The sequence below is a fragment of the Streptomyces sp. LUP47B genome (genome assembly GCF_001746295.1).
Classification (GTDB): domain Bacteria; phylum Actinomycetota; class Actinomycetes; order Streptomycetales; family Streptomycetaceae; genus Streptomyces.
Map to the genome: position 1 here is coordinate 21,467 of NZ_MJAH01000018.1, position 14,411 is coordinate 35,877.

Annotated in this window: 16 protein-coding genes and 1 pseudogene; 10 read left to right on the forward strand and 7 right to left on the reverse strand. The window is 69.1% G+C overall.

The features are described 5' to 3' along the window. The first annotated feature begins 198 nt into the window (after nucleotides 1–198). Nucleotides 199–330 (forward strand): hypothetical protein, encoded by a 132-nt coding sequence (locus BFN33_RS54825; protein WP_256122994.1) that lies wholly within the window; start codon nucleotides 199–201, stop codon nucleotides 328–330. Nucleotides 331–382: 52 nt separating this feature from the next. On the opposite strand, the gene BFN33_RS39795 is transcribed toward BFN33_RS54825, so the two are convergent. Beyond that, a complete protein-coding gene (locus BFN33_RS39795) occupies nucleotides 383–1,231 on the reverse strand; it encodes a sugar nucleotide-binding protein (RefSeq protein ID WP_069765089.1) in 849 nt (282 codons plus the stop codon). Between the two features lie 158 nt (nucleotides 1,232–1,389). Between BFN33_RS39795 and BFN33_RS39800 the strand changes: the two genes are divergently transcribed. Next, a complete protein-coding gene (locus BFN33_RS39800) occupies nucleotides 1,390–2,598 on the forward strand; it encodes an RNA-guided endonuclease TnpB family protein (protein WP_069765090.1) in 1,209 nt (402 codons plus the stop codon). A gap of 927 nt (nucleotides 2,599–3,525) precedes the next feature. Continuing rightward, nucleotides 3,526–4,512 (forward strand): cellulase family glycosylhydrolase, encoded by a 987-nt coding sequence (locus tag BFN33_RS39805; protein WP_069765091.1) that lies wholly within the window; start codon nucleotides 3,526–3,528, stop codon nucleotides 4,510–4,512. 239 nt (nucleotides 4,513–4,751) lie between these two features. On the opposite strand, the pseudogene BFN33_RS54830 reads toward BFN33_RS39805, so the two are convergent. Continuing rightward, nucleotides 4,752–4,960: pseudogene (locus BFN33_RS54830) on the reverse strand (IS5/IS1182 family transposase); the annotation flags it as partial. A gap of 552 nt (nucleotides 4,961–5,512) precedes the next feature. On the opposite strand from BFN33_RS54830, the gene BFN33_RS54835 reads away from it, so the two are divergent. The 7 genes from BFN33_RS54835 (at nucleotide 5,513) to BFN33_RS39835 (ending at nucleotide 10,787) form a co-directional block, all read left to right on the forward strand. After that, nucleotides 5,513–5,752, forward strand: coding sequence for a helix-turn-helix domain-containing protein (locus BFN33_RS54835; RefSeq protein ID WP_305144242.1), 240 nt, complete (start codon nucleotides 5,513–5,515; stop codon nucleotides 5,750–5,752). A 56-nt stretch (nucleotides 5,753–5,808) separates the two neighbouring features. After that, nucleotides 5,809–5,952, forward strand: a complete 144-nt coding sequence (locus BFN33_RS53460) for a hypothetical protein (RefSeq protein WP_176742589.1) — start codon at nucleotides 5,809–5,811, stop codon at nucleotides 5,950–5,952. A gap of 203 nt (nucleotides 5,953–6,155) precedes the next feature. Further along, nucleotides 6,156–6,524, forward strand: coding sequence for a Tat pathway signal sequence domain protein (locus tag BFN33_RS39815; RefSeq protein WP_069765218.1), 369 nt, complete (start codon nucleotides 6,156–6,158; stop codon nucleotides 6,522–6,524). Between the two features lie 2 nt (nucleotides 6,525–6,526). Continuing rightward, nucleotides 6,527–7,168, forward strand: coding sequence for a class F sortase (locus tag BFN33_RS39820; protein WP_069765217.1), 642 nt, complete (start codon nucleotides 6,527–6,529; stop codon nucleotides 7,166–7,168). Between the two features lie 115 nt (nucleotides 7,169–7,283). Next, nucleotides 7,284–7,775, forward strand: a complete 492-nt coding sequence (locus tag BFN33_RS39825; protein ID WP_069765093.1) for an RNA polymerase sigma factor — start codon at nucleotides 7,284–7,286, stop codon at nucleotides 7,773–7,775. Further along, nucleotides 7,759–8,307 (forward strand): hypothetical protein, encoded by a 549-nt coding sequence (locus BFN33_RS52815; protein ID WP_141758040.1) that lies wholly within the window; start codon nucleotides 7,759–7,761, stop codon nucleotides 8,305–8,307. The genes BFN33_RS39825 and BFN33_RS52815 overlap by 17 nt, the downstream gene beginning before the upstream one ends. Nucleotides 8,308–8,777: 470 nt before the next feature. After that, the gene (locus BFN33_RS39835; RefSeq protein ID WP_069765095.1) at nucleotides 8,778–10,787 is read left to right on the forward strand and encodes a S9 family peptidase; all 2,010 of its coding nucleotides are present in this window, start codon (nucleotides 8,778–8,780) and stop codon (nucleotides 10,785–10,787) included. A gap of 117 nt (nucleotides 10,788–10,904) precedes the next feature. On the opposite strand, the gene BFN33_RS53730 is transcribed toward BFN33_RS39835, so the two are convergent. From BFN33_RS53730 to BFN33_RS54845, 5 genes are all read right to left on the reverse strand, one after another. Continuing rightward, nucleotides 10,905–11,033, reverse strand: coding sequence for a TerD family protein (locus tag BFN33_RS53730; RefSeq protein WP_218109067.1), 129 nt, complete (start codon nucleotides 11,031–11,033; stop codon nucleotides 10,905–10,907). 893 nt (nucleotides 11,034–11,926) lie between these two features. Then, nucleotides 11,927–13,276 (reverse strand): ankyrin repeat domain-containing protein, encoded by a 1,350-nt coding sequence (locus tag BFN33_RS39840; RefSeq protein ID WP_256122995.1) that lies wholly within the window; start codon nucleotides 13,274–13,276, stop codon nucleotides 11,927–11,929. An 87-nt stretch (nucleotides 13,277–13,363) separates the two neighbouring features. Next, nucleotides 13,364–13,873, reverse strand: a complete 510-nt coding sequence (locus tag BFN33_RS39845; protein ID WP_256122996.1) for a hypothetical protein — start codon at nucleotides 13,871–13,873, stop codon at nucleotides 13,364–13,366. 59 nt (nucleotides 13,874–13,932) lie between these two features. Further along, complete coding sequence (locus BFN33_RS54840; RefSeq protein WP_256122997.1) at nucleotides 13,933–14,079, reverse strand: hypothetical protein; 147 nt, start codon at nucleotides 14,077–14,079, stop codon at nucleotides 13,933–13,935. After that, on the reverse strand, nucleotides 14,060–14,275 hold the full coding sequence (locus BFN33_RS54845; protein WP_256122998.1) for a hypothetical protein: 216 nt from the start codon (nucleotides 14,273–14,275) through the stop codon (nucleotides 14,060–14,062). Before BFN33_RS54845 ends, BFN33_RS54840 begins: the two co-directional genes overlap by 20 nt. Between the last annotated feature and the right edge of the window lie 136 nt (nucleotides 14,276–14,411).

The window sequence follows — 14,411 nt, forward strand, 5'->3', positions numbered from 1 at the left end:
GCGCGCCGCGCGTCATGAGAGCGGCAGTGCTCGTGGGACAGGGAGCCCGATCGGCTCACCGAGGTCCACATGAATGACCTGCTCAGCGATGACGAGGCGCGCCGCCCTTGCCCTTTCGGCGGCACCGTGCGTGTGCTCAAGCGCTGCTGGCGATCGCCTGCCTGCGAACACTCGCGAAGTGGGAACGGCGTCCCGCTCGTGGACCATCGCTTCGCACACCCGCGCCAGCCGCTGTCCGCGACATGGCTGTACTGGTGGAGTCTCGCCCTCCAGGACGCCTTCTGGTACCGCAGGCAGCGGCAAGGCGCCGGCAGCCTGCCGACGGCGTGAAGTCCTTCATTCGGGCGGGCCAGGCGCAGGGACCGCGGACCCCGGCGCTCCCTCAGTTGGCGCCTGGCGGCCCAGAGATGGCGCCGTGCAGTACTACCCGAGCACCGCGCAGCGTGGTGCTCAGTTTGCGCTGGGTTTCCCGGCTGTCGAGGCGTACGTCCAGGGCTCCCGGCAGCGGGCTGTCGCTTCGCAGGCCGGTCGGGAGTCTGGAGGCGTCGAGGCCGTCCCGCCTGGCGATGAGGATGCCGAGTTCGTGGCGGCTCACCGCGTCGGGCCCGGCGACGTGGTGGATGCCGGAGCTGTTGCCCGAAGCCAGCTCCAGGAGGGCGGCGGCCAGGTCGGCGACGTGCACCGGGCAGCGGATATCGTCGGTGAACAGGGCGCCGTCGCGGGTGCCGGCGGCGAGTTCGTGTACGAGGCGCTCATGGACCGACCCCCCGTCGCCGATGATCAGCGACGTGCGGGCGACCACCGCTTCCGGGTGCACGGCGAGGACTCCCGTCTCCGCCGCAGCTTTCGCCGCCCCGTACGGGGTAACGGGGTCAGGCAGGCTGGACTCGTCGTAGTGCACCCGGGACCCGGAGAACACGGCATCACTGGACACGTGGACGAGGCGGGCACCGTGACTTGCCGCAGCCATGGCGAGCCGGATGGGGGACTGTGCCGTCACGGCCCAATCGGCCCCACCGCTCGATGCGTTGATGACAAGACGCGGGCGCACCTCGCTCATGACGGCGTCCAGGCGGCTGGCGTCCCGCAGATCAAGGGGATACCAGAGGGCTTGGGCGGCGTCGCCAGGCCTGGTGGCGTACGTCGCTGCCGTGGCCTGCTCGGCTGTGGTCGCCTGCCGGATCAGCTCGGCGCCCAGGAAGCCGCTGCCACCGATGATCAAAGTGGTCATCGGATCTCCTTCGTGGAAACCCCGGCCTTCAGCCGGGGAGGAAGCGAAGCTCCTGCGGAGCTGGGCAGGGGAGGCCGGTTCGCCGCCAGGGCGGACCGGCGTGCGCCGTCCACCGGCCGACACCCGCCGCCCACACGGGAGCTGATAGGTTGTGAGGTGTGGCGGAGCAGGTCAAGCGGGCATTCCAGTATCGCTTTTACCCCACCGGCGAGCAGGCGGCTGAGCTGTCGCGCACGTTCGGCTGCGTCCGCCTCGTCTACAACAAGGCGCTCCAAGAGCGCACACGGGCCTGGTACGGCGAGCAGCGCCGCATCTCCTACGTGCAGTCCTCGGCCGCTCTGACCGAGTGGAAGAAGACCGAGGAACTGGCCTTTCTGGCGGAGGTGTCCTCGGTTCCGCTGCAGCAGGCGCTGCGTCATCTGCAGACGGCGTTCGGGAACTTCTTCGCCAAGCGCGCGAAGTACCCGCGCTACAAGTCTCGCAAGAAGTCGCGGGCGTCGGCCGAGTACACGCGCAGCGCCTTCGCGTGGCGCGACGGGCACCTGACCCTGGCGAAGATGGCAGACCCTCTGGATATCCGCTGGTCGCGTCCCCTACCCAAGGGGGCGGAGCCGACCACTGTGACGGTGTCCCGGGATGCGGCGGGTCGCTGGTTCGTGTCCCTGCTGTGCCAGGACACCATCGCCCCGGCCGCCGCCGCCACAACGGCCGTCGGCCTGGACGCCGGGATCACCTCTCTGGTGACGCTGTCCACCGGCGAAAGGGTCGCCAACCCCAAGCACGAGCGGCGGGATCGCGCCCGGCTGGCCCACGCGCAGCGAGAGCTGTCCCGCAAGGCCAAAGGTTCCGCGAACCGGGAGAAGGCCCGCCGCAAGGTCGCCCGCGTGCATGCGCGGATCGCCGACCGGCGCCGCGACTTTCTGCACAAGCTGTCGACTCGTCTCGTCCGTGAGAACCAAACGGTCGTGATCGAGGACCTCACCGTCCGCAACCTGCTGAAGAACGGCAAGCTCGCGCGCGCAATCAGTGACGCGGCTTGGACGGAACTGCGCTCCATGCTGGAGTACAAGTGCGCCTGGTACGGGCGGGAACTCGTCGTGATCGACCGATGGTTTCCCAGCTCGAAGCTGTGTGGAACCTGCGGGACGATCGCGGCGAAGCTGCCGCTGAACGTCCGCGTGTGGACGTGTGATTGCGGCGCGGTGCATGACCGCGACGTGAACGCGGCGCGCAACATTCTGGCCGCCGGGCTGGCGGCGTCTGCCTGTGGAGACGGTGTAAGACCTCAACGGGAGTCTTCCCGGACGGGGCAGTCGTCGGTGAAGCAGGAACCCCAGCGGGCGACCGCTGGAATCCACCGCGTTTAGGCGGGGGAGGAAGTCAAGGGGTGAAACGGTAGACCGATCTCAGGGGGCACTGAACAGCGTCTGCCGGTACGCGGCCGCGAACGGGGGAGTCGACATCGCAGGTAACGGCAGCCCTACTGAACAAACTCGCCAGACGAGGCCGGTGGGCCCGTCTGGTCAGGCATCCGCTTCAGCGGACCGCCGCGCGGAATTCCTGACGTTTCAAGGTGCCAACGATGTACGCGGAAAAGAGGGTTGGCCGAGATCCTTCTGTCGTCACCGACCGCAGATGCGGGAACAATGCTCCTGCAGGCGAAGACGAGCAAAGACGTCATGATCCCTGGTTCAACGCGCGGGTCAACACCCGGTTCGCTGCCCGCGCGGCACCAAGTTCCTCCGTCCGCTCTTCGAGCTCGCCCCGCTACTCAGCGAGGTCCTGTTTAAGGAGGGCGATCCGCCGTTGGAACTGGTCGATGCCGACCGCCGCGGGCGCGCTCCATGGCCGGCTGTCCCGGCGATCGCCTGCCCGACCGCACCCGCGCCCGGCGCCCGTAGCCGTCCGCCGGTAGCCCGGGACGGAGGGCAGCAATCGTGGAAGGCCCGATCAGCGCCCCGAGTTGAGGTCTCACAGCTGTCCGGGCCCGTCAGTCCAAGCAGATGAGCATCGCGTAGTCCGCTCATGGCAGCAGCCTCGAAGAACTGTGTGAGGCCGTCGTACCAGGGACGTCCCCATGCCAGTGAGCTGAGCTCAGACGCCATGCGCTGGTGAGCACCCATTGGTCGCCGGCCCCAACTCGCCGCTGTCACACGGGGTACGGATCCTGGCAGGCTCTTGACACTTAATCGATGGAGGATCAGCATGCAGAAACCTCCCCGTCTTCGACTCGGTAGCCCCACGTCAGGACGGATGTTTACGTAAACATCGTGCAATCGAACAATGGAGTTCGTGTGAATCGCCTCCGCTCTCGCGCCCGTCTGCGCGCCTTCCTGATCGCAGCACTTCTCGCGCCACTGTTGACGGTTTCCCATGGCGCATCCGCCGCCACCAACTCCTTCCGCGGAGTCAACTGGGCGGACAGCCGCGACAATTACGTGGACGGCTGGGTGATCCCGACCGGCCTCACGGCCGGGGACAGCTACGACAGCGTCCGCTCCAAGGCCGACGGCATCATCAGCGGCTTCCAGCAGCAGCTCGGCGCGAACACCGTGCGGCTGCCGATCAACCCGCAGAGCGTCAACTCGGACTGGTGGGGGCGGTACAAGGGAGCCGCCGACTCGGCCCTGTCCCACGGCATGAAGGTCATCTTCGGCTACTGGGAAGCGAACAAGGACGGCAAAGTCGATGACATGAACGCGTGGAACACCATGTGGGACAAGGTCATCAGCGACTACGGCAGCAACGGCAACGTCTACTTCGAACCGATGAACGAGCCGTTCGGTTACAGCCTGAACGACTGGGTGTCGCTCTGCTCGTCGTGGCTGTCCCGGCATTCGAGCACCCCCCGCGGGCGGGTTCTCATCAGCGGCACCGGTTACAACGACAACGTCACGGGCGTCGGAGCGGCCGGCGCCCTGAACGGCACGCTGCTGTCGCTGCACTTCTACGGATACTGGGCCTCGGACACGACCCGCTCGGCGTGGACCACCAACCTGAGCAACCGGCTCGGCTCGTACTCATCCCGCACCATCATCGACGAGGCCGGTGCCCCGATGACGACCGGGCTGAACTACTACGGCGGTAACCAGGACGGCAACACCTTCACCGCGTACTTCGCCGCCACCACGGACCTGACGAGGTCCCGTCAGATGGGCGTCGTCTACTGGCCCGGCCTGCGCTCGGGCGACAGCTATTCGATTACCCGGCAGAGCGGCAGCGGGCTGACGGTGAACAACTCCTCGGGCGTGGCACAACTGCGTTGGGGCTGGGGCCTGTAACCGAACAGACGGCCGAGGGGGCTTTCCGCCCCACCTTGACGTTCTTCGTCACGACCGTGCGCCCCGACGGATGCCCGCACTCGGCAGCTGTCGGGGCCGTAACTTCCTCCTGGTGCTACCAGGGCGGCACGGCTGGCGTCTCCCACCCCGGCTCGGCGACCCGCATCGCCGCCGCGTCGTCCCGCTCGCGCAGCGAACCGTCGTCCAGAGCGCCGGTGGAGGGAGGAGGCTGCCCACTCCAGCGCGGTGGACAGGTCCGAAGCAGGGCTGGCGAGCACGGTCAGTCCCTCGTGCAGATAGCGGTAGGCGGGGGCACCGAGATCTGGTTATCCCGGGCGAGTTGGGCCAACCGGGTCCCGTCGACGAACCACCGCAGGACGAGGATTCTCGGCTTGACGACGCCCAGGGCCCGGGTGTGCTTCGGGTGCCGAGCCGGTCGCGGTGCTCGCGCAGGAGCCGGGTCCAGAGCCTCGGCGGTCTCCTGCCGACATCGAGCACGGCGGTGTAGGTGATGCTGGTCAACGCATGAAGCCTCTGGCCGTACGGAACTTGATCTTCGCAGAACTGTCCCTACTGGGGCTTCACTCATATCTGATGCCAGGTCACCCGGCTCGGAGCCGCATCGACGCCACTACGTCACGCATCGCAACCGTCACGTTGGCGGGAAGACCTCCCCTCGAGGTCCACGGCCGTATCGCCAGCCGCGAGGAGCCCTGAGGCGAAGGGGCTACCCCCACACCTCATCGAGGCGGCGCGATCGAACAGCCTCCTCCGCGTTGACCGTCGTCACCCCGCGCCAGTCTCCGGTGCCACTAGCCCTACCGAGCAGTATTTCTTATCGACATCCGTGTGACGAAAGATCACCAACTGCCTCGCAAACCCGTCCGCCTTTCCTGTTCCTGGGAGATGGACGATCGGACTGACCGCGGAGCGGCGACAGTTTCGCGAATAGATCCGGTACGAGGCGGGTCAGCGGTTCGTCCGCGGCGAGAGGACCGCGGTGATCGCGAGGGATCTGCGGGTGAGTGAGCGGTCGGTGGAACGCTGGCGGCGTGCCTGGCGGAAGGGCGGGATGGACGCCCTTGCCACCGCCGGGCCGCCGAAACTGCCCAAAATATCCGACGATTCGCCGAGCTGGAGAAGGAGTTGGTCCTCGGGCCCGCCGAGCACGGTTGGGAGGACCACCTACAGCGTGTGTCCTAGGGCGTGTGTGTCGCAGAGCACAGGAGCTCCGGGGTGAGATGCGGAGCGTTACGGGGTTCGGAGCTACTGATGACGTAGTGAGGGGGAGTGGGTTTGGGCCAGTGGGTTGAGTGCCGGGACCTGCGGCACGCTCTGGTACTGCCGGAGGGCTGCGGCCAGTGGACGCAGCAGGAGCGGCCGGACGAGGTCGGCGCGGCACTGATCCCGTTCCTGGAGGAGTTGAGGGACAGGATTTGAGGGGCGTGGTGGCTGGAGCGGTGAGCCACGTCGGAGCCCCCTCGATGACTTTGCCATCTCTTTACAACCGACCCCTCCGTCGACTCGTCTCTTCGCACGATCCGTCACGCAGCCCGCCCGCACAGCCCGGTCATCAGACCGACCATCGGGCCGGGCTTTCCTCCGGCGGACCGACGAAAGAGAGCGATTCCATGCGACGTACCGTGTGCCGTACCGTCCTCAGTGCCGTGGCACTCGCGGCCACCGCCGTACTGGCGGGCACCGCCCCCGCGTTCGCCGACGGGACGAGCCCGACCGCCACCGCCGCGCCGACCGAGGCCCCCCCGTCAGCGACCGCGGCACCGGCCGACCAGGCCACCCCGTCAGCGACCGCGGCCGGCACCACCGACCCCAACTCGGATGCTTCCCAGGTCGCCGCGGTTCCGGCCGGCGCGCCCGACACCGGGGTGACACCGACGTCGACGGACTCCGGAACCCCGGGGGCGCTGATCGGCGGGGGCGCTGCCGCCGCGTTCGCCGTGGGCGGCGCCGCAGTGTTCGTCGTACGCCGTCGGCGGGCGACCGGGGCGTGACCGTGCTCTCCAGGCGCGCGTTCGGCACCGGGGCCACGGCTGCCGCGGCCTCGCTGCTCGTGGCCTGTTCCTCTGGCGGCACGGGCGTACGGACGACGGGGACCGCGAGCCCCGACGCCTCATCCCTGCCGCCGGGATCGACGGCCGGCAAGCGCACCTCCGCCAAGTCCGCGCGGGCGGTGGGCCGTTCGGCCCCGGTCCGGCTGCGGATACCGGCTCTCGGGGTCGACACCCCGGTGATGCGGCTGGGGCTGGCGTCCGACGGCACGGTGCAGGTCCCTCCGATCACCGACCACGACCAGGCCGGCTGGTACGAGCACTCGCCGACGCCGGGCCAGACCGGCCCGTCGGTGATCCTCGGCCATGTCACGGTCGGCGCGTACGGGGACGGCGTCTTCCGCGGCCTCTCGCGGCTGCGCCGGGGCGAGAAGATCGTGGCGCGTCTGGAGAACGGCACGGAGGCGGAGTTCACGGTCACGTCCCTGCGGACGGTGGCCAAGGCCGACTTCCCGACGGACGACGTCTACGGGAACGTGGACCGTCCGGAGCTTCGGCTCATCACGTGCGGAGGCCCCAAGGACGAGACCGGCTACCTCGACAACGTGATCGTCTTCGCCGCGCTGACGTCGTCCACGACTCCGTGAACGCCCCATAAGCACACGGAAACACACCGGACGGTGGGCCGCCGGAACGTACGCCGCCGGCCCGCCGTCCTCCCCCACGAGTGCCACACCGGTGGCGACAGCACCATGGAGAGCGTTGAAACGGTCCCGCGACAAGGCAGCGTCCGAGCTGTTCGCAGCCTTCTACCCGCGCCTGGCCGGCTGGTGCCGCCGTCTTGTCGACGACGACGAGACGGCCCACGAGATCGCCTCGGAGGCGTTCACCCGCCTGTGGGCCCGCTGGACGTCGGTGGAAGAGCCGCGCGGCTTCCTCTATGTGACGGCGGCCAACATCGTCCGGGACCACTGGCGCAAGATGGAACGCGAACGCAGGGCCATGCGGCATGTGACGACGGAAACGGCGCTGCGCACCCACACCGAGGCGTCGGACCCGTCCGTCCGCCTGCTGGTGCAGTCGCTGCCGGAGCGACTGCGCGTGCCGATCATTCTCCACTACTACGCTGACATGCCCATCCGGGAAGTGTCCGCACTGACCGGACGTAAGGAAGGAACCATCAAGGCCGACCTCCACGCGGCCCGTGAACAACTCCGAGCCCACCTGAGGAAAAGCCTTGACCACACGCTTTGACGAAGACGACGACCCGGAATTCGGATCGATTGACCCCACCACCCCGGGCCACGACCCCGACGACCCCCTCCTGGTTCTCCTGGGCCCGGCTCCGGCCTATCTGGGCGCGCCCCCGGGCCGCTACGAGGAGATCCGCCGCACTGCGGTGCGCCGTCGTCGCATCCGCACGGCGGCGGGAGTGGGCATGGTCTGCGCCGTCGCCGGCCTCATCGCCCTTCCGCTCAACCTGACGACGTCCCACAGCCCCCGCTCCCCTACGGTCCCGCAGGCCCCGCCCATCTCGACGAGCTCGTCGACACCCCCCGCCGACCGCTCGCCCGCGCCTGCCACACCGCAGCCGTCCGATGCCGCCAGTACCGACCCCAAAACCCCCGACTCCTCCGCCGCCTCCCCCACGCCGAGCCAGACGCCCACCGATGAGTCGCCGGTGGCCACCGCCGCGCCTACGACGCATCCGACCACCGCAGAGATCGTGCCGGCGGCGAGCGTGGCCGGGACCACGGCGACACCGGACGGCACTGTGGCGCCGTAAGAGCACGAACCGCACTCCAAGAGGACGTTTGTACGAGGCGGCGCTGCGCCAGCGGCCCCGAGATCACGGGGCGCCCAGGCTGCCGCGGACGGTGCCTGTCGCCGTACTGCGGCCTACCTGCTGCGCAGCAGGTTCGGCCAGCTGACGGCGCTGCGGACGCGGGCAGCGGCCGGTCGCACCGCGGGGTCGCGTGACTCAGCCGTGAGGCGGTCCTGGCGGACCACGCTTCAGCAGGCTTCCCGGGCGGGCCCCGGTCAGGGCACGGCGAAAGTCTGAGAGGCGCCGCTGTACATTCACGGATGCAACGCCGTTCGCTGTCGCCATTACCGAGACGCTTTCGCGGAACGGCCACTCCAGCCCCAGAAGCCCCACGACGGAAGTGGGGCTATGCGGGAAGGGCGGCTGACAGACGGGCGCCCCACAGCATGCTCTCTGGCCGTCCGTATCGTGCACGGGTGACAATCGCCCGCATGACCGAGTCCTCCGGTGGCCCGTCCACCTTCCGTGACCTGTCCGCCCTCGTCGCCTGCCCCCGCGTCAACTCCCTTGCCCTGTCAGTCGACGGCACTCGTCTCGTCGCCGCCGTGCAGGTGCTGTCCGGGGACGGGACACGGTTCGTGTCCGGTCTGTGGGAGATCGATCCGACCGGGGAGCGCGACGCGCTGCGGCTGACCCGGTCCGACAAGGGTGAGTCGGGGCCGGTGTTCGGTCCGGACGGGACGCTGTACTTCCTGTCCGAACGCGCCGCCGCGGACGGCGACGAGGGCGAGGGCGCCGCGCTGTGGGCGCTGCCGCCGTGCGGGGAGGCCGTCGTCGTGGCCCGGCACCCGGGCGGGATCGCCGCGGTCACCGTCGCCCGCAACTCCGGCGCGCTGTGCCACACCGCGGGACTGCTGCCGGGGGCCGCCGACGCCGAGGCGCACGGCAAGCTGCGCGCGGCACGAAAAGACGCGAAGGTCACCGCGATCTTGTATGAGGCCGGGCCGACCCGCGCCTGGGACCACGACCTCGGCCCGGCAGAGCCACACACCTTCGTCCGTGCCGGTGCCGATGCGGAGCCGGTCGTCGCCGGCGGGCAGGGAATCGGTCTGGAGGACCCGGGGGACGCGGCGTTGTCGCCGGACGGCACACGGGTCGCGTACCGCCGGTTCGTGCCCGGGCGGGTCCCGGACGAGCATCGCACCGCCGTGGTGGTGGCCGACGCGGTAAGCGGTGAGGAGGTCCTCGTCGTCGGCGATCTGGAGCACCTCTACGAGGCGCCGCGCTTCACCCACGACGGCTCGGCCGTCGTGTGCTGCCGGATGCGCTACCCGACATACAACGACCCCTGGGATGTGACTCTCGTCCGGATCGACCTGACCGACGGCACGGTGCGGGACCTGCTGCCCGGGTTCGACAACTGGCCCGGCGGCGCGGCCTGTTCACCGGTGGACGACACGCTCTTCTTCACGTCCGACGAGCAGGGGCACGCGCCCGTCTTCCGGCGCGACCCGGACGGTGGCGTCACACGTCTCACCGCTTCGGGCGCGTACGGCTCGCTGGCCGTGGCCCCCGACGGGCGGACGCTCTACGCCCTGTGCCACGCGGTCGACGCGCCGCCGACGCCCATCCGGATCGACGCCCACATCGTCGACCAGACTCCCACCGCGCTGCCCGCCCCGGGCGGCATCGGGGAACTGCCCGGCACGCTCACCGAGGTGCACCCGGAGGCCGACGACGGGTTCGTGCTGCGCGGCTGGCTCGTGCTGCCCGAGGGCGCGTCCGACCAGCGGCCCGCTCCGCTGCTCGTCGCAGTCCACGGCGGACCGCAGTTCAGCTGGAACGGCTGGACCTGGCGGTGGAACCCGTGGCCGTTCGCCGCGCGCGGCTATGCCGTACTGCTGCCGGATCCGGCCCTGTCGACCGGCTACGGGCAGCTCAACCACCGGCGCGGCTGGGGGCAGTGGGGCGGACGCCCCTACACGGATGTGATCGCGCTGACCGACGCGACCGAGGCCCGCAACGACATCGATGCCTCACGTACGGCGCTCGCCGGCGGCTCGTACGGCGGATACATGGCGAACCGGGTCGCCACCACCACGGACCGGTTCAAGGCGATCATCAGCCACGCGGGCCTGTGGGACCTGCGAATGTTCCAGGGCGACACCGATGCGTCCTGGTACTTCCAGCGGATCTTCGGCGACCCGCTGACCCGCCCCGAGCGGTACGAGGCCGACTCGCCGCACCTGGACGTCGCGAAGATCCGCACCCCGATGCTGGTCATCCACGGCGCCAAGGACTACCGCGTGCCCGTCGGGCAAGGCGCCACGCTCTTCCAGGAACTGCAGCGCCACGAAGTCCCCGCGAAGTACCTCTACTTCCCGGACGAGAACCACTGGATCCTGAAGCCGAACCACACACGCCTTTGGTACGAGACGTTCCTCAACTTCCTCGACCACCACGTCCTCGGCACCGAATGGCAGCAGCCCGGCCTGCTGTGACCGAGCCGAGCCCGGCAGCCATCGGTCGCTGCCGACGGTCAGATCGGCAGCCCCCCCCGGACGGTTGCGGACAAAGCGTCGGGGAGAATCCATCGGTCCCACCTGTTCGATGTCTGATCATTCGACGTCGACTCCGTAGGCCCGAGCGAGGCTGTCGAGCCCATCCGCCCAGTCCTGGCCCAGGGCCCGCAGCTTCCACACCGGGTTGTCGCCGACACTGTGCCGGTAGAGTTCGGTGATGACCATGGTCCGAATGGACGGGTCGGCGGGAGGCCTGAAGGTCCAGGCGGTGCCGCTTGGGCAGTCCAGGTCCAGCGCTGCGTGAGTGAGGGACCCGCAGGTCAGTCCGGTCTCCCGCAGGGCATCTGGTCTTCACCGTTCCCCACCAGCGTTTCGAGGCGCCGCATGCGCGGTGGAACGAAGGCGCGGACGAGCCGCCGGGCCGTGTGGTGGGGAGCTACTTCGCGGAGGGATTCTGGCGCTCGGCCAACCCCGACGGCGCCTGTCGGGCCGGCAACCAGCACGCATGCTCTCCACTTATGTGACCAGCCTGGTTGAGCAGGGTTCGTCATCGGCAGGCTCGCGGAGCCGGCTCCCGACGCCCTGGTGATCGCCGAGCAGCCGCTGCGGGCCGGACTGCCGCCGTTCCTGCTCATCAGCGGGCTGCGGAGTTGAGCTCCACGGCTGCCGGATCAACGCGAGGCATGCATCCGGCATGAGGAGGACGTGATGCCCGTTCAGCGCCGCGCTACCGACCCGGCTGGCGGAGGCTCAGCAGGCGGACAACGCGGACGGGCCATGGAGATCAGGTCCGTTTGTCTCGCTGCTGAATTTCCTTGAGCCCTTCGGCCACCGTCGCGAAGTCATTCCACTCGGAGGATGATGTGCCTGTGATGGACCGCGGTCGCACACACCGACAGGTCGATCACTTCTGCCGCACGAGGCTGGGCCTGCTGAGTCAGGTAACTCCTGTGGAGGCGACTTGTGCTCGGGGAGCGAGCCTGTCCTATTCAGGTATGGCACCGTAGAGCCAGGCTGGCTCCGTCGCTCCCCCCCCGTGGTGACGGAGCCAGCCTGCGTCTCGGGTTCCTCCGCGTCCATGGGGTCGGGGAGCGATCGGTGTTCGCTCTGACCGGTCGTCACTCGGCAGCCGAGTTCTCCTTCTGCCACCTCCACTGCCAGAGCGCGCTGGCCCGGTGGTGGTGCTCCAGGCCGTCACCGAGAGGTCCTACCCGCTCGATGGCCGTGGCGGTGCGCGGGTCGTCGCGCAGGGCGAGACCGTAGGCGGCCTCCAGACGCACGAGTTGGTTGTCCTCGTCGAGCAGTCCTGCCAGGGCGTCGGCGACGGCGGGCGTACGGTCTCGGGAGCCGGCCAGTGCCGCCACGGCCGCACCCCGTGGGACGGCATCCGGGTCCTCGATCAGTAGGAGCAGCGCTCGGGTGGTCTCCGAGAGGAGGTCGTCGTCTCGCATGCTCGCCGTACACGCTCTGAGCCGCACCTCGGCGTCCGGGTCGCGCATGAGGGTGCGCAGGGCGGCCCTGGCTGCCGGAGTGCGGGGAGCGGAGTCTGCGGAGAGGGCATAGGGCACTTCGCGGCGTACGCGCGGGTCGGGGTGGTCGCAGTAGCGCAGGCCGATGGCTTCCTGGCCCGGGTGGTCGTGGTCGGTGAAGGCGTCGAGCACCTTCGCGAGTATCTCGCCGTCCGTTTCTTCGGCCGACCAGGCGGCCAGGAGTTCGCTCTCCTTCTTCTCGAAGCGGGGGCTGGTTTCGAGAAACTCCCACATCCGCAGGTAATCCACCACGAACCGGCGATGCGCCGGGTCACGGTCGTGGCGATGGGCCACCACGGCCGACCAGGTCTCAAGGCTGCGGCGCTGGGTGAGGATCCAGCAGACCGTCGACCAGTTCACATGGTGCTCGTCATTCCGGTCGACAGCGCGGGTGATCAGTTCGTCGACGGGGGTCAGGATGCGAAAGGCCCACTCCAGCGAGGTCAGGATGGCCCCGTGCCCATCTCGTACGTTCAGGTCGCCGAGTGAGACCAGATCGACCCAGTCGTATTCGTCGTCCTGAACGCGGACCGTCGTGGCCGGACCCGGTACGCCCGTCCTGCGCCGCAGTTGCTCGACCGCGCCCGTCTCGTACCAGTCCCGTGCCACGGCGAGCATCCGTTCACGAATGGCTTGCGAAAGTCGCAGGCGGGGCTCTTTGCCCAGCACGGCTGAGAACACCGCGGGGGAGCCACCGTCGATGGCGCGCCACAGCGGCGTGGTCCCGTCCGGCAACACCTGGTCAGGATCCGCACCGCCCTCTACCAGCGCCTGAGCCACCGACGCGTCGTAAGCCGCTACGGCCCCGTACAGCATCGGCAGCCCGCCCGTGTCGACCGTGTCCGGATCCGCGCCCCGATCCAACAGATCCCGCACCATCTCAGCGTCCCCCGCCCGAACCGCCGACCTCAGCCGACGGTCGAACTCCGCCTCGCTCAAGCTTGTGTCCTTCCATCCGAAGCGCATCGCCGGCCCGTCGAGGCCCGCGGGTTCAGAGAAACCGCTCGCGGGTCGATTCCACGCCCATCAGCTGGGCGTAGCCGTGGGTTCGGCGGGAATTGTGGGGTGGTTAGCGAGGCGGCGGGCTTCGGCTGTGACCTCGGCATCGACCTGGTCCACGGTTGTGTCGCTGTATTCGAGGATGTCGTACTCGTCGTCGAGTTCGGCGAGCCACTCAGTCAGGGACAGCTCATGTCCGTAGCGCTGATGGATCCGGAAAGTGAACTCCCCAGGCGTGAGCTTGCCCGCGAGCATGTGGCGCGCGAGGGCTCGGACAGCGGCTTCCTGGCCGGCCTCGCCGGCGACCGGAAAGAAGGTGAGGCGGAGTTCGTCGAGTGCTGCGGGAAGCAGGTCGTGGATGTCGTAGTCCGCCTCGGCGCGCGTGCAGGCGGCGAGGATCCGAAGGCCGGGGGAGCCGAGTCCGGCAACGAGCGCATCACAGGCGGCATCCACGACCTCGCTCGCGCGGATTTCCCCCATGCCCCAGAGGGCGGGATGGTCCTGTAGAGCGATTGCTGCTGCTTCTGCCGACGTCACTCGTCCATGATTCCCTTCATGGTGCGTCCGGGTCGAGCAGATTTCATCGAAGGTGCCGTTCAGGCCTGTTCCAGCCGGGCTCGTGCGGAGTCCGCGTAGCGCATCGCGGTCTTCTTGTCGAGCCCGAAGACTTCGGCGAGATGTAGTGGGTCAGGCTCGTGGGGCAGGGCCTCTTCGAGCTGCCGGTCAACGCGGAGCCGTTCCACGGTGGCGTGGTGTCCCCGCAGCGGAGCACTGATGGCAGTGGTTGCGGGCCCGGCTGGTCGTGTTGGCGGTCAGGTTGTTGATCAGCAGGTGGAGGTTCGCGGTGCTGGGCCACTGATGGCGCCGGTAGTCCAGCCACTCCGCCGTGAGCTTCAGGGTGAGGTCGTCGAGAGGCCGGGTGCGTCCGGCGATGGTCACCGGCGGTTGCCGAGGTCGACGTCGTCGAGCATGAGGGCGGCGATATGGGCGTCCCGGGCGGCGTGGACCGCCGCGAGGGCGAGAACGGGCCGCGCTGCGGGGGTCGTCGCAGTCGCGACGGAGCGTTCGATCTACT